The 19,148-nt window shown below is 42.7% G+C and carries 12 protein-coding genes; 9 read left to right on the forward strand and 3 right to left on the reverse strand.

The window, feature by feature from the left end:
• Positions 1-7: 7 nt before the first annotated feature.
• Positions 8-1,402 (forward strand): hemolysin family protein, encoded by a 1,395-nt coding sequence (locus H6G92_RS09545; RefSeq protein WP_190893137.1) that lies wholly within the window; start codon positions 8-10, stop codon positions 1,400-1,402.
• Between the two features lie 53 nt (positions 1,403-1,455).
• On the opposite strand, the gene queC is transcribed toward H6G92_RS09545, so the two are convergent.
• Positions 1,456-2,133, reverse strand: a complete 678-nt coding sequence (queC, locus tag H6G92_RS09550; protein ID WP_190893139.1) for a 7-cyano-7-deazaguanine synthase QueC — start codon at positions 2,131-2,133, stop codon at positions 1,456-1,458.
• 747 nt (positions 2,134-2,880) lie between these two features.
• On the opposite strand from queC, the gene H6G92_RS09555 reads away from it, so the two are divergent.
• From H6G92_RS09555 to rdgB, 8 genes are all read left to right on the forward strand, one after another.
• Positions 2,881-3,963 carry a Gfo/Idh/MocA family oxidoreductase gene (locus H6G92_RS09555; RefSeq protein ID WP_190893141.1) on the forward strand — a complete coding sequence of 361 codons (1,083 nt, stop codon included), beginning with the start codon at positions 2,881-2,883 and terminating at the stop codon, positions 3,961-3,963.
• A 487-nt stretch (positions 3,964-4,450) separates the two neighbouring features.
• Entirely contained in the window at positions 4,451-5,074 is a 624-nt protein-coding gene (locus tag H6G92_RS09560) for a DedA family protein (protein ID WP_190893144.1), read from the forward strand.
• 239 nt (positions 5,075-5,313) lie between these two features.
• Complete coding sequence (locus tag H6G92_RS09565; protein ID WP_190893146.1) at positions 5,314-6,465, forward strand: ParM/StbA family protein; 1,152 nt, start codon at positions 5,314-5,316, stop codon at positions 6,463-6,465.
• Positions 6,466-6,470: 5 nt separating this feature from the next.
• A complete protein-coding gene (locus tag H6G92_RS09570; RefSeq protein WP_190893148.1) occupies positions 6,471-6,950 on the forward strand; it encodes a plasmid segregation centromere-binding protein ParR in 480 nt (159 codons plus the stop codon).
• Between the two features lie 375 nt (positions 6,951-7,325).
• On the forward strand, positions 7,326-8,627 hold the full coding sequence (locus H6G92_RS09575) for a P-loop NTPase fold protein (protein WP_190893150.1): 1,302 nt from the start codon (positions 7,326-7,328) through the stop codon (positions 8,625-8,627).
• A 42-nt stretch (positions 8,628-8,669) separates the two neighbouring features.
• The gene (locus tag H6G92_RS09580) at positions 8,670-15,440 is read left to right on the forward strand and encodes a tetratricopeptide repeat protein (protein WP_190893152.1); all 6,771 of its coding nucleotides are present in this window, start codon (positions 8,670-8,672) and stop codon (positions 15,438-15,440) included.
• Positions 15,441-15,657: 217 nt separating this feature from the next.
• Complete coding sequence (locus H6G92_RS09585; RefSeq protein WP_190893154.1) at positions 15,658-17,094, forward strand: phosphoglucomutase/phosphomannomutase family protein; 1,437 nt, start codon at positions 15,658-15,660, stop codon at positions 17,092-17,094.
• Between the two features lie 87 nt (positions 17,095-17,181).
• Positions 17,182-17,757 (forward strand): RdgB/HAM1 family non-canonical purine NTP pyrophosphatase, encoded by a 576-nt coding sequence (rdgB, locus tag H6G92_RS09590; protein WP_190893156.1) that lies wholly within the window; start codon positions 17,182-17,184, stop codon positions 17,755-17,757.
• Between the two features lie 63 nt (positions 17,758-17,820).
• On the opposite strand, the gene H6G92_RS09595 is transcribed toward rdgB, so the two are convergent.
• Together H6G92_RS09595 and H6G92_RS09600 are read right to left on the reverse strand one after the other, a co-directional pair.
• On the reverse strand, positions 17,821-18,159 hold the full coding sequence (locus H6G92_RS09595; RefSeq protein WP_012410794.1) for a P-II family nitrogen regulator: 339 nt from the start codon (positions 18,157-18,159) through the stop codon (positions 17,821-17,823).
• 336 nt (positions 18,160-18,495) lie between these two features.
• Entirely contained in the window at positions 18,496-19,104 is a 609-nt protein-coding gene (locus tag H6G92_RS09600; protein ID WP_190893158.1) for a hypothetical protein, read from the reverse strand.
• Positions 19,105-19,148 lie beyond the last annotated feature (44 nt).

The following is a 19,148-nucleotide window of genomic DNA, read 5'->3' on the forward strand; positions in this document are numbered from 1 at the left end:
CCCCTAAATGGAGGGCGTGAGTTTTACACGAGCTTTGGTGGTGAGTGGTTTTCCTAATTTAATTTGGACAGACGTGGCGCTACGGTTGTTGTCAGTGCTACTGCTGATTGCCATAAATGCCTTTTTTGTGACCGCAGAATTTTCGATGGTGAGCGTGCGGCGATCGCGTATTCACCAGCTAGTTAAGGCTGGGGATATTCCAGCGATCGCCGTCGAAATGCTACAACGTAGTATTGACCGACTGCTATCTACCACTCAGTTAGGTATTACCCTCTCTAGTTTGGCATTGGGATGGATTGGCGAAAGTACGATTGTCGTGCTGGTGAATGCATGGTTTAAATCCTGGCCTTTACCCAGTGGGATGACTACCTTCCTGGCGCATTCTCTATCAATTCCCATTGCCTTTTTCTTGATTGCCTATTTGCAAATTGTGATCGGAGAATTATGTCCCAAATCCTTAGCTATGCTGTACTCAGAACAGCTAGCTCGGTTTTTGGGGCCTTCGGTAAAAGCGATCGTGCGTTTTTTCGGCCCCTTTATTTGGATTCTCAACCAATCAACTCGTTTTTTATTGCGGATTTTTGGCATCCAATACACAGGTCAAGGCTGGAGACCGCCTGTTACTCCTGAAGAATTGCAACTGATTATCTCTACAGAATGGGGGTCTACTGGTTTACAGCGTGCAGAGCGAGAATTGCTCAATAATGTATTTGAATTTGGGGATGTCATGGCCCAAGATGTGATGATCCCCCGCACCAGTATTATCGCGCTGCCAAAAGATGCTACCTTCCAGACATTACTTAAGGAAATGGCTTCTACTGGTTACTCTCGCTATCCCGTGATTGGTGAATCTTTAGACGATGTTCGCGGCATTGTTTATTTTAAAGATTTGGCACAACCTTTGGCTGGAGGAAACCTAAGTTTAGAGACACAAATCCAACCTTGGATGCGTCCCGCCCGGTTTGTTCCTGAACATACGTCCTTAAGTGAACTTTTGCCCATGATGCAGCAAGAGAAACCCGCTATGGTCATGGTAGTGAATGAATTTGGCGGTACTGTGGGACTAGTGACCATCAAAGATGTGATTGCCGAAATCATTGGCGATGCCAGTGAACCTGAAAGCAGCGACGACTTACTGATTCAGATGTTAGAGGAGCAGAAGTTTTTGGTGCAGGCGCAGATCAACCTCGAAGACCTAAACGAAGTTTTACATCTAAATTTGCCCCTGACAAGAGAATATCAGACACTAGGAGGCTTTTTGCTGTATCAGTTACAAAAAATTCCTAGCAAAGGCGAAACCTTATGTTATGAAAATCTTGAATTCACTGTGGTATCAATTGTTGGCCCACGCCTGCATCAAATTCAACTGCGACGGTTAGAAGAGTTAGGAGTTGAGAGTTAAGAGAGACGCGATTAATCGCGTCTATACAGGAGTTATAAATTTTAACTCCTCACTCAAGAAGCATACGCCAGTGGATCAACGAGTCCCAATTCGGCAAAAGCTGCTAGCCGCAAGCGACAAGAATCACACAAGCCGCAGGCGACATCTCCACCCGCATAGCAAGACCAAGTTAGTTCCCAAGGAACTCCCAATTGGTTACCCAGTTGGATGATTTCGGTTTTTTTCAAATTTATTAGGGGTGCAACAATATTGATTGGTTGTCCCTCACGCCCTTGTTTGGTTCCCAGGCGAAAGACTTCCTGCATTGCCTGGATATAGTCGGGGCGACAGTCAGGATATCCTGAGTAATCTAAGGCATTGACACCGATATAGACACGTTCAGCTGCGATCGCTTCGGCGTAACTAAGAGCAAAGCTTAAGAAGATGGTATTACGAGCCGGAACATAGGTGACAGGAATATTTTGAGACATTTCATCCAGCGATCGATCCTGGGGTAAATCAATGGCATCATCGGTAAGTGCGGAACCGCCCCATTGCCGTAAGTCAAAATTAACCACCTGATGTTTTGCGATCGCAGCTTTTTGAGCAACGGTGAGGGCTGACTGTAACTCTCGTCGGTGTCGCTGCTGGTAATCAAAGGAAATAGCATGACATTCACAGCCATCAACCTTAGCTTTGTACAGAATTGTGGAAGAGTCTAATCCCCCAGATAACAGAATTACAGCTTTCATCTCAGTTGCAAATTTTGGATTTCAAATTGCCAAATCACACCTTAATAAGATGTCACAGAGTAATGCCAAAGCGACTCCTAAACCCTGTGAGTGATGGCAAACAACGCCGCACCTTTAGATATTCCAAAAAAACAATTTACACTAGTTTCTCTCAAAAAGCGGTGCGATATCTTCTCTACGTTCCCTGCGGGATGCTACGCAAACGAGCAGCGTGTCGCAGACAGATGCTATGCGTGGCTTGCTTCTTTACAGGAGTACGTTTCTACGACGGGTGCTGCAAATAATCATACAAAAATCTTTTCAAGTAATTTAGCGGCGATAATTTCCAACAGCATTTTTCTGGAAAAAAGTACACATGTTACTTTTTCATGACTTTGTAATTTGAGTAGTATCAATTAGATATCGATCTCGGTAATTAATTGCCTAAATACAACCTCCAGTTAAGTCGGAGCAGAGGAAGGCGATCCTTATAAATTTGAAGAATTTACACTTAAGTCTTACTGAATGTTTTAAAGTTAATAAAAAGACACATATTTATTGTAGAAAGTGCAAAATCCAAAACAAACCCGAACTATATATACAAAAGATATCTGGATTACGGGAACCGAACACAAACTTTGAAATTCTTCATAAACATAGGCTCTATGTTACCATCTGGATGGTTTTAGACGGATCGTAACTGGCTTTCGAGTATAAACGCCAACGGCCGTAGCGTCTCTAAATTTGGTGGTTGAGGAGAGAATAATAGTGCAAGATAGCATGTCAGTGGCAGAACCGAATCCATATACACAGCGCAACCAGCCACGACCAATCCGCATAGGCGTGATTGGAGTGGGTAACATGGGACAACACCACGCTCGCGTGCTGAGTTCAATGAAAGATGTTGAACTAGTCGGGGTGGCAGACATTAATGTTGAGCGAGGGCTAGAAACTGCCAGCAAGTACAAGGTGCGTTTTTTTGAAGATTACTGTGACCTGCTACCCCTTGTAGATGCAGTTTGTGTAGCAGTTCCCACCCGTCTGCACTATGCCGTGGGTATCAACTGTCTGTTAGCGGGAATTCATGTTTTGATTGAAAAACCGATCGCAGCCAGTATTTCTGAGGCAGAATCCCTAGTAAATGCCGCAGCTGAGTCTGGGTGTATCCTGCAAGTAGGTCATATTGAGCGTTTCAACCCAGCTTTTAAAGAATTGAGCCAAGTGCTGAAAACTGAGGAATTGCTGGCGCTAGAAGCCCACAGGATGAGTCCTTACTCAGATCGGGCAAACGATGTTTCAGTTGTGCTGGATTTAATGATCCATGACATCGACCTACTTTTGGAATTAGCTGCTTCCCCAGTAACAAAATTGACTGCTAGCGGGACTCGCGCCCTAGACTCTGGTTATTTAGATTACGTAACCGCCACCTTGGGGTTTGCTAATGGTATTGTTGCTACTCTGACTGCCAGTAAAGTCACCCACCGAAAAATTCGCCGGATTGTCGCCCATTGTAAAAATTCATTTACTGAGGCAGATTTTCTTAAGAATGAAATTTTGATTCACCGACAAACGACTGCCAATTCTCTCACCGACCACCGACAAGTACTTTATAGGCAAGATGGTGTGATTGAAAAAGTCTACACCAGCAACATTCAACCCTTAAGTGCAGAATTAGAACATTTTGTCAACTGTGTACATGGTGGTAATCAACCCTCAGTAGGTGGTGAACAAGCTCTCAAAGCGCTGAGACTGGCAAGTTTGATTGAGCAGATGGCGCTGGAAGATCGAGTTTGGAATCCCTTAGACTGGCAATCGGAATCAAGAGTACAATCATTGACCCCGACAGCCTAGAAGAAAGGAGGCAGAGGGGGACAAGGAGAAACAAAGGGGATAAGGTAAAATTTTCTCCCTAGTCTTCCTCTGCACTCCTACCTCCCTCATCTCCTACACAGTCTCAACCTCATAAAAAACCTAAAGTGTGTTTTTAAATTTGCCATCAAATCTTTAGATCCTCTCTAGTTATTTTAAAAAACTGACTAAGGGGGATCTAAAAAATTAGAAAATAAAACCTAATGGTTTGTTTCATTAATTGTGTCAGGTTCGTATTGAGCGATAAATCGCTCAATCTCAAGGGCTAGAAATACTTACGAACTTTTATAACCCTTGAAATTAATAAAACAGACCCCTATCTTCCACTTGTCTTACTCTGTTTCTCAGTTCTGATGCTTTAGTGGAGTTAAGTTACCTTGACTTTAACAACCGGGGATAATTAGCTTTTAAAAAAGCTAAGGCTGAATTTAGTAACAAGACTAGCCCAGCAATTTCAGGAATTGACTCAATGCTTGAATGGATAACTAATACTATCAACTATTTTGGTTATTGGGGAATCGCCCTACTAATGTTCCTAGAGAACCTTTTTCCCCCGATTCCTTCAGAATTGATCATGCCACTGGCTGGATTTACAGCAAGTCCATATCAACCAGGAGGGGCAAAGCTGAATATCATTGGTGTGTTTTTCGCAGGACTTTTGGGTTCTGTACTGGGCGCACTTATTTGGTACTATCCAGGTCAGTTTTTGGGCGAAACCCGTTTGAAAGCTTGGGCTGACAAATATGGCAAATGGCTGGGCATATCTAGTAAAGATATCACCAAGGCCAAACATTGGTTTGACCGACGAGGTAGAACAGCAGTATTAATCGGTCGCCTTGTGCCAGGAATCCGCACTTTGATTTCTGTTCCCGCAGGTATTAGCAACATGCCCCTGCTACCATTTTTGGTTTACACAACCTTAGGTAGCGCTGCTTGGGTGGGTTTGCTAACATACTCAGGATACATATTGGGTAGTCAGTATGAACTTGTGGACAAGTACCTCGCTCCTGTATCCAAAATCGTACTTGGGGGTTTGGTTCTAGCATTTGTTTTCTGGATATTCAAGCGCCAGTTAAGACGTACTAGAAGATGAAACACGGAGGCTTTTGGTTTGAAAGCAGTGAAAGCAGGGGTTACATCTGGCCAAAATTCGCCTACACTATGCCAAATAATACTAGATGTGTGTTGGCAGAGCTTATCGGAGGTATTGCCTGAATTAATTTTTGGCGTATTTCTAGCTACACTTGACGCAACCTAGAATTTCTGGTTGCTCGCATTTTTGTAAGATGAGCATGACAACTTTTTACAGTTAAGTTTGAACTAGGAGCTTTCATGACAGACCAACCTTCCGCCGCTACCCCAATCAATGCCGCTGCTATACCCATGAATAGAGTGTCAGCATCGACTCCCATCAATGCTGTTAATAATACTCCCAAGCCAGGCGGTGGTTCCGGGAAAACCATTCTCAGTGTTGATTTAGGCAGAACTTCCACAAAAACTTGTGTGAGTCGTGAACCAGGCAATGTGGTGTTCGTACCTGCCAACGTCAAGCAGATGTCTATAGAACAAGTACGCGGCGGTGTTTTTGAAGCCAGGGCTACTGACCCCTTAATGGATTTGTGGCTGGAGTATCAAGGAAATGGATATGCTGTTGGTCAACTAGCAGCCGATTTTGGGGCGAATCTAGGAGTCGGGCAATCTAAGGTAGAAGCTGCACTGGTAAAAGTGTTAGCAAGCGCTGGCTACTTCAAACTTAGAGACGATATCTCAGTCGTACTAGGTCTGCCTTTTCTTTCCTTAGAGCAATTTGAAAAGGAAAAAGCACAGTTGATTAGCCAAGTAGGTGGGCCTCATGTGTTGAACTTCCGAGGCGAATCTGTGTCGCTGAACGTCAATAAAGTATGGGTAATGCCAGAGGGTTACGGCAGCCTGCTGTGGTCTGAAGCTCAACCAAAGAAAAGTCCTGGCAGTCCCGATTTTACAAAAATATCGGTGGCGATCGTTGATATTGGACATCAAACCGTCGATCTTTTGATGGTAGATAACTTCCGTTTTGCCAGAGGTGCTTCTAAGAGCGAAGACTTCGGGATGAATAAGTTTTATGAATTGGTGTCCGCCGAAATCGAGGGAGCAGATAGTCAATCTCTAGCGTTGATTTCCGCTGTTAACAAACCCAGAGGTGAACGCTATTACCGTCCTAAAGGCGCTAGCAAGCCCACCAACCTTGACGATTTTCTTCCCAACCTCACGGAGATGTTTTCTCGCGAAATCTGTAGCCGTGTGCTAGCTTGGTTGCCAGAACGCGTCACCGATGTGATTCTTACTGGCGGGGGTGGTGAGTTCTTCTGGGACGACGTTCAACGTCTCCTGAAGGAAGCAAAGATTAATGCTCATTTAGCAGCACCTTCTAGGCAGGCGAATGCTTTGGGGCAGTATATTTATGGAGAGGCACAATTATCCTCCAATCGCGCTGCTAGGGCATAAAGCTGATGTTCCAATGGTCAAAAAAGGTAGTTAAATCCGTCACGTTCAACCCAGAGCTTGCTGATGAAAGCTTGTTAGCGCAAGTAGAAAGTTATTTGGAAAAACAACCAGACAAGACTTTCAGTGACCTCTGTAAAGAAGCCTTGTGGCAATCTTTATGTGTACCGGAATCTGTACAACCTGCTCCACAAACAGCAGCAACAACACCAATCGAACAACAAATTGGTGAACTGCAACGTCAAGTGGCTGGACTTGAGGAACGTTTTTTTGCCAAGGGATCTAATCGTTTGGAGGCGATGGAACATCATCTACTGCAACTTTCTCAACAAGTTGCACAACTGGCGCTCATAGTCAATGATCGATCATTCATTCCGTCTCCAACTCAATTAGAAGTAGTAAATAATACTTCTTATACTGTTGCTACCCCTCCTCAAGAGGTTGACCCCGTAATCAGTCGCCTTAGTCAGTTTCTCGATGATTTTTAAGGAACAATCAGGTTTGTGAGCAGTTTTTGCTCATGTTAACAATCCTTAATAGTATTAACTATTAAGGATTATTAATATATATATTTTGTACAGATACAATATTTAGCAACAAGCCGCCACCTTTCTTATTTGGAGACGCTACGCGAAAGGGAAGCCGCTTTACGTCAATGCATCTACGTGGCTAATCAAGTTATGTAAAACCGAGCGATTGCACATCAATTTTTAGTGTGCAATCAAAGTGGCATAGAGTATTATTTCGGACTATAGTATAAAGTTTTTCAATTCTAGGAATCTACAGCAGGAAATTACCCAGTTATACTGAGATAAACGAGTGTAAGTCAAAACATCGTTTGAGATCAGTTCAAATTTGTCACCATGAATAATACCAGTTTTTGGAAGCCTGCTTATCAGCTTTTTAAGCCAGAGGAACCACTTACTACGCCTGAAGAACTGAAAAATTTTTATGTCCAGCGAGCCAACAGTCCTGTAGAGAATTTAATCACTTTTTTGGATATGGAAGACGACCCAGCTAAATTTTTATTAGCAGGTCACAGGGGTGGTGGCAAAACTACAGAATTGCGGCGATTAGAACAACATTTGAACAGCAAGTATACAGTAATTTGGATTGATACTGTAACTGCTCTTGACCAGTACAATATTGGCTATGCTGAGGTTGTAGTCCTAATTGGAATTAAAATTTTTGAAAAAGTTATTCAAAGAGAGTGGGCTTTAAAAGACGATTTATTAAATGATTTACTCGAAAGTCTAAAAACTGTAGTTTATCAAGATGAAGACGCTGAAAATACTGGTCTTGAACTTCCAGAAATTCTCAAAAAACTAGGTCTAATTCTTAAACAAGGACTAACTAGAAAAGTTACTACAACTCTTAATATTCGTCCGCAGCTTAGTAAAATAATTGAGCGAGTTAACTCCATCATAGAAGCTGCTGAGAAAAGAAACAAGCAGAAATTACTGGTGATTGTAGATGGTCTTGACCGACACGATCAAGTTACAGCCTTGGAAATGTTCGCTAGTCCGCTGCTGACTCAGCTAAGTTGCCATATTATATATGCGATTCCGATTTCACTCAGGTATTCTCCAAGCTTTCGTCAACCAATGGAAAGCTTTCAAAAATGCTTAGATTTAACGAATCCACCAGTATTTGAATGCGATGAAAATTTATGTCCTACTACAATCCCTAATCAACTTGGTAGAGACATTCTTAATAGTGTGATTCATAAGCGTTTAGCAAGTTTGGGTGATGCTTATAAGGGTTTATTTAATCCAGATGCGCTAGAACTAATTTCTGAAAAGAGTGGCGGTGTGATGCGTGACTTGGTGCGACTGGCTCGTACAGCTTGTGAAGTTTCTTTAAGGCTAGATTTGATATATGTAGACTTAGATGTTGCTAAAGAGGCTGTGCAAGAAGTACGCAGAGAATATAATTTGAGTGATTACCATTTCCCCGAACTAGATAAAGTTCACCGCACAGGCTGCTTAACTACTAACACTCATAGTTTGCCTAACAAAGGTCAATTTGTGATTTGTGATGAGCTTTTGCAAAACAAATTTGTATTAGGCTATTACGATCGCAGTAAAAAATCCTGGTTTGATGTGAACCCTATTCTATTAGAAGATTTACAACGTTGGCAAGCTGCTAACTCTCCAAAAATTTAATAGTTGTTTTCTCTCGTAATCAGCAATTATTCATCAATAAAAATGGCTTCTAACGAATCTATCACTTATTCTATAAGTGCAAATGACGCAACAGAGCTAAAAAAATTAGTTAGTTTCTTAGAATTATCTAGTGGGACAACGACAATTTTTGCTATTGCACCGGAGAGTGGGCCACAACATCCAGTAGTCGAGGCAATTAAGTTACTTTTATCATATGGAGATCATACTTTTCATGAGCCTCAAAACTTCTTTTACAGTGATAACTCACTCTATAATTTTCTCTACAGTTTAGATGAAACTGGGCTGCATAATTCCCAAAATAAACGCAAATTGGTAATGGCGTTTGGAATTGACCAACTGCCGACATCCCGCCTCAAACAAGAGATGAAGCAGTTAAATTTAGGGAGAGATTCGCTATTTGGTCGGGAATTGGTCATAATTTTTTGGCTGAATAAAGAGGAATTTTTAGAAGAATTTCGTAACCGTGCGCCTGATTTCTGGGATTGGCGGGGTAAGTTGGTGAAATTTGAGGCACGTCCACCTGTAAATCCCTTGTTTTATCCTTATCTTGAGTGGTTGATAGCTGAGAATTCCTATCTCAAAATTAGCGGTGTGATGCAAGTCCAGCGCCAAGTAGATATTTTTCTCGATCAAATTTATGTTTCACTGCAAGCTGTAAGGCGACAGCAGATTACAGAAACGTCGAAACTAGACCAAGAGATGACTACATTTCGCCAAGCTGAACACAGGTTGAGCGTAAGCATCTCTAGCCTCTACGATTTAGACGAACCTTCCTATTACGAACCAGTTTTACTAAGTTCAATACCCGCTACTAGCACCAAAACAGTAACAACAAGAATTGATTTATCCCATGCAGTGCGGGAGAATCAATACTGCGTGATTCTCGGCGCTCCAGGGGCGGGAAAGACAACGCTACTGCGTTATCTAGCGCTACATTTTGCCACAGCAAAACGTGATGGCAATGAAACAGTAATAGGTGGCGAACCCCAAGAAGAATTGGGTAAAGCTCTGTTGCCAATTTTCTTTCGTATTGCCGACTATGCAGAACGACTTCAACAAGAACCAAAGTTAAGTCTGTTGGACTATCTGCACCAATTTTACCGCCAGTGGGAAGCTTACTTTCAAGATGAAGTGGAAGCGGGAACAGAGATGGCGGCGCTACTATTAGAAAAAATGCACCAAGGGCAGTGCTTGATACTGCTGGATGGGCTAGATGAGGTATTTGAACAAGAAAGCCGCAGGCTGATTGTGGAAAGAATTGATCAGTTTGTCAATACTTTCTCTACTAATAAGTTTGTCATTACCAGCCGCATAGCTGGCTACCGCGATGTGAAACTGAGCAGCCGTTTTGCTGAGTTCACTATTGAAGATATGGGTAGCGAACAGGTAGAAAAATTCCTGGAACGCTGGTGTTTGGCGATAGAACGAGCGCAGCAGCCAGAAGCTAGTGAGGCACAATGGCAAAGAGCAGGAGATGACCAAGCAAGGAAGATTTTAGAGGCAATAAAAGATAACGAGGGTGTAAAGCGCTTGACAGCGAACCCTCTACTGTTGACAATTTTGGCACTGATTCACCGCAATGGTGAGCGCCTACCTAACCGCCGGGTGAAACTTTATGAATTAGCAGTGCAAACCTTAACCGAAGATTGGCAGCTAGGTAAGAAGTTGCCAGATGCTCCGAAAGTGCTGCTGAACCAAAATGAAGTAGTGGCATTTTTAGCACCACTGGCTTACTGGATGCATGAGGAAAAGCCTTCTGGTTTAGTCACTGAGGCAGAAGTTGAACAACAGTTAGCAGCAAAGCTAGCAGAATTAAATGATACTGACCTAGAAGCAGACTCAGTACGCCAAGCTGTGCAGGAGTTTTTACGAAAAGTGCGGGAAACCACAGGTCTATTTGTGGAACGTGCGCCTGGAGTCTACGGCTTTATGCACCTGACGTTTGAGGAGTACTTTGCTGCACGTTATATCGCTGACAATGAAGTAAGCGATATTTTAGCAATTATCCGTAAACATTTGCATGAGCCGCGTTGGAATGAGCCGATTCTACTAGCTTTAGGCTATTACGGAATTTATTCTCCTAAACAGGTTAATAAGCTAGTTGAGCAGCTTTTCAGTAATCTTGAGTCTTATGAACCTGTAATTAAAGGTGGTAAGTTAAAAATAAAAAATGCATCTTCGCAGGATGCGATTATCATCTGGTCAAATTTGCAAGAGGAATTAACTACTAACTGTAAGCAGTTGGAATTACGGTTGAAAGATTTGATATTTGCTGGTGAGGTTTTAACTCAAGTTGAGGTCAATAGTAGTCGTCGCAAAAAGCTAATTCAAAAATTAGTTATGACCTATCTTGGTTTGGATACAGACTTTGAGGATGATACAACTAAACAACTGTTAAGGCTGTTACGCCAAATTGAACTTTTTAACCAGAAAGGTGAGGTTCTGGTAAGACTGAAAGAATTTGCTAATGACTCAACACTTGCTGAAGAAATACGGGTAAAAGCACAGACAGCTATTCTTTATGTTGCTTGTGGTGAATCAGGGGCAGGATTAGTTAGTTGTGCCATTGATATTGTTAATCAGCTAGAGCCTAATATATTTTGTCGTCTTAGAGAATTGGTTAAAGAACTAGGTGAAGAAATGACATCGGCTCTAGAAAATAGTCTGGAAAATTATGGTGGTGATCAAGACTCTCAAAGGGCATTAAAGTTACTCACTGCAATATCTTATATTCGTACAGATAAATATACAAAAGCTGTTGAGCTTCTAGAAGAAATCAATGCGCAGTCAAATGTCAGGCACAGTGCTTATATAGCTTGGTCGATTGCAACTTGTTATCAGGAACAAGAGAAATTTGATCAAGCAATTGACTACTATCAGGAATGCTTTGAAAAACTAGCCTTATATATTGATCCATCTGCTTTTCGGTTGTTCTGGAGAAATCGGGGTGTTTGTTACCGCTTACACACCAAATACGAGCAGTCACTAGAATGCTTCCAACAGGCGTTAGCTATAGACAGAGGGTTTCGCAAGTCTAAAGATGATGAAGCAAGTGATTTTTGGAATATAGGTAAAACTTATCAAGACTGGGGTAAGTATAAACAGGCGATCGCCCACTACCAACAAAGCCGTGACCTCTATGAGCAATTGGGTAAAGAAAAAGATGTCGCCGACTTATGGTACTGTCTAGCTCGTTGCTATCAAGATTGGGGTAAATATCAACAGGCGGTTGAATATGAACTCAAAGATTTAGCAATTCGCCAACAGCTAGATGATCAAGCAAATGTAGCGGACGCTTATCATCAGCTAGGTCGTATTTATCAAGCATGGGGTAAGTATGAACAAGCAATCGCCGACTTCCAACAAAGTCGTGACCTTTATGAGCAATTAGGTCAAGACAAGAATGTAGCAAACCAATGGTACTGGTTAGGTGATTGCTATCGGGAATGGGGTAAATATCAGCAGGCACTTGAGTGTGAGCAAAAAGAATTAGCAATCCGCCAGCAATTTGACGTGCAATCCGGAATAGGTCTGTCCTACTCGCGTTTGGGACGCATCTATCAAGCATGGTGCAAATACGAACAGGCAATTGCTCATTACCAACAAAGCTGTAATCTCTATAAGCAATTAGATCAAGAGAAAGATATAGCTAACCAGTGGTATCGGCTAGCTGATTGCTATCGTGATTGGGGTAAATATCAGGAAGCGGTAGAGTGTGAGCAAAATGATTTGGCAATTCGCCAGCAGTTAGATGACCAAACTAGAATAGCTCTTGCTCATTATCAGTTAGGACGTATATATCAAACATGGAGTAAATATGAACAAGCGATCACCTACCACCAGCAAAGCCGTGAACTCTATGAGCAATTGGGCAAAGACAAGAATGTAGCTAGTCAGTGGTACAACTTAGCTGGGTGCTATCGTGATTGGGGTAAATATCAACAAGCACTTGAGTGTCAGCAAAAGTGCTTGGCACAATGTCAAAAGTTAGAAGACCAAGCAGATATAGCTAGTGCCTACTTTCAACTAGGCTCGATTCATCAAAGTTGGGGCAAATATGAGCAAGCGATCGCCTATTTCCAACAAAGCCGTGACCTCTATGAGCAATTGGGTCAAGACAAAAATGTAGCTAGTCAGTGGTACAACTTAGCTGGGTGCTATCGAGAAGGGGGTAAATATCAACAAGCACTTGAGTGTCAGCAAGAGTGCTTGGCAGAACGTCAAAAGTTAGAAGACCAAGCAGATATAGCTAGTGCCTACTTTCAACTAGGCTGGATTCATCAAGCATGGGGAAAATATGAACAAGCGATCGCCGACTTCCAACAAAGCCGTAACCTCTATGAGCAATTGGGTCAAGACAAAAATGTAGCTAGTCAGTGGTACAACCTAGCTGGGTGCTACCAAGAATGGGGTAAATATCAGGAAGCCGTAGAGTGTGAGCAAAAAGAATTGGCAATCCGCCAGCAGTTAGACGAGCAACCCGGAATAGGTTTGGCCTACTCACGTTTGGGACGCATCTATCAAGCATGGGATAAATATGAACAAGCGATCGCCTACTACCAACAAAGTCGTGACCTCTATGAGCAATTGGGTCAAGACAAGAATATAGCAAACCAGTGGTACAACTTAGCTGGATGCTATCGAGAATGGAGTAAATATCAACAAGCACTTGAGTGTCAGCAAAAGTGCTTGGCACAATATCAAAAGTTAGAAGACAAACCAGGTATAGCTAGTGCCTACTTTCAACTAGGCTGGATTCATCAAGCATGGGGAAAATATGAACAAGCGATCACCTATTTCCAACAAAGCCGTAACCTGTATGAGCAATTGGGTCAAGACAAGAATATAGCAAACCAGTGGTACAACTTAGCTGGATGCTATCGAGAATGGGGTAAATATCAACAAGCACTTGAGTGTCAGCAAAAGTGCTTGGCAGAACGTCAAAAGTTAGAAGACCAAGCAGATATAGCTAGTGCCTACTTTCAACTAGGCTGGATTCATCAAGCATGGGGAAAATATGAACAAGCGATCACCTATTTCCAACAAAGCCGTGATCTGTATGAGCAATTGGGTAAAGAGAAGAATATAGCTAGTCAGTGGTACAACTTAGCAGTTTGCTATCGGGAATGGGGTAAATATCAACAAGCACTTGAGTGTCAGCAAAAGTGCTTGGCACAATATCAAAAGTTAGAAGACCAAGCAGATATAGCTAGTGCCTACTTTCAACTAGGCTGGATTCATCAAAGTTGGGGCAAGTACGAACAAACGATCACCTACTTTCAACAAAGCCGTGATCTGTATGAGCAATTGGGCAAAGAGAAGGATGTAGCTAGTCAGTGGTACAACTTAGCTGTGTGCTATCGGGAATGGGGCAAATATCAACAAGCACTTGAGTGTCAGCAAAAGTGCTTGGCACAATATCAATGCTTAGAAGACGAACCAAGTATAGCTAGTGCCTACTTTCAACTAGGCTGGATTCATCAAGCTTGGGAGAAATACGAACAAGCGATCGCCTATTACCACCAAAGCCGCGAACTCTATGAGCAATTGGGCAAAGAGAAGGATGTGGCTAACTTGTGTTATTGGCTAGCTGATTCTTATAGCGACTGGGGCAAATATGAACAGGCATCAGAGTGTCAACAGCAATGTTTGATCATACGCCAGACATTAAATGACACATCATTGATAGCTGTAACTTACCGTCAATTAGGTCAAATCTATCAAGCTTGGGGCAAATATCAACAAGCGAGCGCCTACTTGCAACAAAGCTATGACCTCTATGAGCAATTGGGCAAAGAGAAGGATATCGCTAACTTATGGTACTGGTTAGCTAGTTGCTATCGGGATTGGGGCAAATATCAGCAGGCACTCGAATATGAACTCAAGGATTTAGCAATCCGTCAACAACTGGACGACCAAACAAATGTAGCAGATGGCTACAATCAACTAGGTCGAATTTATCAAGCTTGGGGTAAGTATGAACAAGCGATCGCCTACCATCAACAAAGCCATGATCTTTATGAGCAATTGGGTCTAGAGAAGAATGTAGCTAATCAACTATCTTGGATTGCTAGTTGCTACCGCAATTTAAAGGATTACACAAAGGCAATTGAATATTACCAGCAAAGTCGAAATCTCTATCAGCACTTAGGCCATGATGAGAGTGCGGCTAGATGCTATATGCAACTTGGGAACAATCAACGCTTGTTACCAAAAAATACCTCAGATAGAGCAGTAGCTTTTGAATTACTGTCGCAAGCTGAACAAAATATCCGTCAAGCCATCCAAACAAATACTACAGGAGACTATAAAGAAAATCTTGCTTACGACTACATTATCTTTAGCTTAATCTTGTCGGAACGCCTACGCCTATCATCTATTGACGACTCGTTACCGCAAGAACAAATTGCCCAATTTGAAGAATATTATAATATTGGCTTGACGTATCTTGCCGAACTAGGGCAGACAATAAATCGAGCAGATGAAGCTCTTGATATCGCCCGTGCTTATCTGGAAGTCAGCGCCTTAAAAAATCTTGACCGAGCCGAAGAATTAGCTCAAGAATCCCTCCAAGTTTTTCAGGAGTACAATCGCCGGGAACTAGAAGCTTCATCTCGTAAACTCTTGGGCGAAATATACTTGAGCCGCGCCCAGCATCATCAATCAGGTAGTAAAGCAACTGCTATCCAGTTTTTAAGAGAAAGTCTGCAAATCTATAGAGAGCTTGATTTAAACGAAAAAGCTTCCGAGGTAGAGCAGCTAATACATCCAAATCTGGATAATCCTGCGTAGATACTATGTGAAAAGTTCACAAAGGCAAATTTTACTTGTGAGCCAAAAGGCACTGTCTAAAGACAAGTTGCTGCGCGTCTACGCACTTCATTGCACAAATTCGCTCAATTTTGTGTTGAAACAGCCTAATATTAGTACATATTTTTACTAGATTCTTTTTTTACTTTATACACTGTATAAATGCTAGAATCCTCAAGTAGACAGTTAGGATACTTAGATGCCAGTTGTAGCTAACTCAATCAAGTTTGGTACAGACGGCTGGCGGGGCATTATTGGTGACGAGTTCACCTTTGAACGCCTAGCCCTGGTCGCGCCAGTCGCCGCAAAAGTATTATATGATACATATTTTTCTACGGTGGGTAGCCGGACAATAATTGTCGGTTACGATCGCCGATTCATGGCCGAAGACTTTGCTCGTGCTGTTGCTGATACTGTCACTGCTGTCGGATTTGATGTGCTACTGAGCGAGAGCTATGCCCCAACTCCAGCTTATAGTTGGGCCGCAAAAGAACTCAATGCTTTAGGGGCGCTGGTAATTACAGCCAGTCATAATCCTGGCACATACTTGGGGTTAAAAGTGAAGGGTTATTTTGGTGGATCAGTGCCACCAGAAGTCACAAAAGAGATAGAAGCGCAGTTGTCGGTTGGAGTACCACTAGCAGCTACTCCAGGCAAGCAAGAGAAATTCGATCCTTGGCCCAGTTATACCCAAACGCTAGAAGGTAAAGTTGATATTGCCAAACTTCGAGAAGCGATCGCATCTGGTAAATTAACGTTATTTGCCGATGTTATGCATGGCGCAGCTGCTGGCGGATTGGCAAGACTACTAGGCAATCAGGTCAAAGAAATCAACAGCGATCGCGATCCCCTATTTGGTGGCGGTGCGCCGGAACCCTTACCTAAATACCTTTCAAAGCTATTTGAAGTCATCAAGACTCACCGAGAAACCGATAAATCAAGTTTAACGGTGGGGTTGGTATTTGATGGAGACTGCGATCGCATTGCAGCAGTGGATGGAGAAGCAAACTTCCTAAGTTCCCAAGTATTAATCCCGATATTAATCGACCACTTAACCCTGCGGCGCGGCTTTAAGGGTGAAATAGTCAAAACTGTTAGTGGTTCCGACTTGATGCCCCTTGTAGCGGCACTACATAACCTCTCAGTATTTGAGACAGCAGTTGGTTATAAATACATTGCTGACAGAATGTTAGCAGCAGAAGTTTTGCTGGGCGGCGAAGAGTCGGGAGGAATCGGCTATGGTAGCCATATTCCCGAACGGGATGCACTGCTGTCAGCATTGTACGTCCTAGAGGCGATTGTAGAATCTGGTTTGGATTTAGGTGAATATTATCGCTACTTGCAGAAACAAACAGGGTTTACCTCAGCATACGATCGCATTGATTTACCCTTAGCAAGTATGGAAGTGCGATCGCGTCTTTTGCAACAACTGCAAACCCAACCATTGACGGAAATTGCAGGTAAAGCAGTGATTGATTGCCAAACAATTGACGGCTACAAATATCGCCTTGCGGATCAAAGCTGGTTAATGATTCGATTTAGCGGTACTGAGCCAGTTTTACGCCTGTACTGCGAAGCCTCGACAATTGAGCAAGTGCATCAAACTCTTGCTTGGGCGAAACAGTGGGCGGAGTAAAATTAGTGAGGAGTTGAGAGTTAGGAGTTAGGAATTAATTAACTCATAACTCATCACTCCTAACTCCTAACTAATAATTTGTAATTCATGACATTACTTGTAGTAGCCACAGGAAATCCCGGTAAGTTGCGGGAAATGCAAGCTTACCTGGAAAATTCTGGTTGGGAATTAACCCTCAAACCTGAAGAATTAGACATTGAAGAAACGGGCGAAACCTTTGCCGCTAACGCTTGTCTAAAAGCCTCACAAATTGCTAAAGCCACAGGAAACTGGGCAATTGCTGATGATTCGGGCTTGCAAGTAGATGCCCTAAATGGGGCACCAGGAGTGTATTCTGCACGTTACGCTAAAACCGACTCAGAACGCATTGCTAGGATATTGAGGGAATTAGGCAACGAAGCAAATCGGCAAGCTCAATTTGTTTGTGCAGTAGCGATCGCTCGTCCTGATGGTGCGATCGTATTAGAATCTGAAGGTGTTTGTCGTGGTGAAATTCTCCATGCACCACGTGGTGATGGTGGTTTCGGCTACGACCCAATTTTTTACGTGCAAGAGTTGCAGTTGACCTTTGCTGAGATGACACGGGAGTTAAAAAGGTCAATTAGCCATCGAGGCAAAGCTTTTACAGCTTTACTTCCGCAACTGGAGAGAGTTAGGAGTTAGGAGTTAGGAGTTATGAATTCTGACTCACAACTCATAACTTTTAACTCTTAACTCATAACTTTTTTAAACTGCTTCTGTGTTCTTTTCGCCGGTGCGAATCCGAATCACTTGCTCAACAGGCGAGATGAAAATTTTACCATCGCCGATTTCACCAGTGCGGGCAGCAGCAATAATTTTGTCCACCACCATATCAACTTGATTGTCGTCAACTACGATTTCCACTTTGAGTTTTTGCAGAAACTCAACGGTGTACTCAGAACCGCGATACCGTTCAGTTTGGCCTTTCTGCCGTCCGAACCCCCGGACTTCAGAAACAGTCATGCCGACAATACCAGCGTTAACCAAGGCAATTTTTACCTCGTCTAGCTTGAATGGGCGAATAATAGCTTCTACTTTTTTCATCTTTTTGACTCCTGACTTCTACTAGCTTCGTTTATATATCTAACCAGATCCGCTGTCTGAAGCTGTAACTAGCAGTGCTTTTCCTAAAACATATGTAATAATTACCACTTTTTTAAAGTGTAGATGCTTTGTCTGAGGGTTTGGGACATGAGAAGCTGCAAGGATTTATTAATTGGATAATCTTTGAGGTTCTAACATAAAGAAGCTGCTGTCAAGTTAGCATTTTATGTAACTTTTATAACCTAAAAATAGATAAATTACGCCATTTAGAGAGTAATTGCAGAGAAATTGCTCGGTAGCCCGAAAGCCTTCTGCTGCCGACTGTGGGAATGTCAACTAACGTTTCTGATGTTCAAACAAGGGACGCACAACAAAATATCCAGCACTAAAGGCAGTAAGCATGATTAACAAGATGGTGATAATTAACCACCAGCCATTGAGTCCCTTGGGATCTGACTCAGTAGTGGAATAATAACTTACTTGTTGCTCTTCTATAAAAATTGGTTCTGGTATCGGAAAATTCATTTCCATCACAGGTGTAGAAAAGTTTTGGCGGCGGCTTTTTTCGGGTGGGGCTTTAGGCACAACAGGTGGACTTGGGCGAGAAACCTGTTGAGGTGGACGCGCTTGCGTTACTGGCTGTTTAGCGGCATTTTTCACGTAGCTAGGAGCTTGGGGGGCTTGGTGATAACTAGAAGTGGCATGGGAATCCACAAACTTTTGCAAATGAGAAAAAGACTCAACAACTTTGGTAATTTCTTGGCGTAGAAGTTGATTTTCTTGTGCTAATTGCTGATTTTTGGTGGTGAGTGTATGTAGCTTCGCCTGTGCTGCTTGCAACTCTGTTGACAATTCCCGATATACAGATAGTGGTACAGAGGGAGGGTAGGCTTGAGTAGTCGGTGTTGGCGAATTCCTGTGAACAGAACCTATGGTTGTTCGCATCGGGGGCTTGGTATTAAAAATCAAGGTAAGTAGATCGTACAGAG

The sequence above is a fragment of the Nostoc foliaceum FACHB-393 genome, from assembly GCF_014698505.1.
Lineage (GTDB): Bacteria > Cyanobacteriota > Cyanobacteriia > Cyanobacteriales > Nostocaceae > Nostoc > Nostoc foliaceum_A.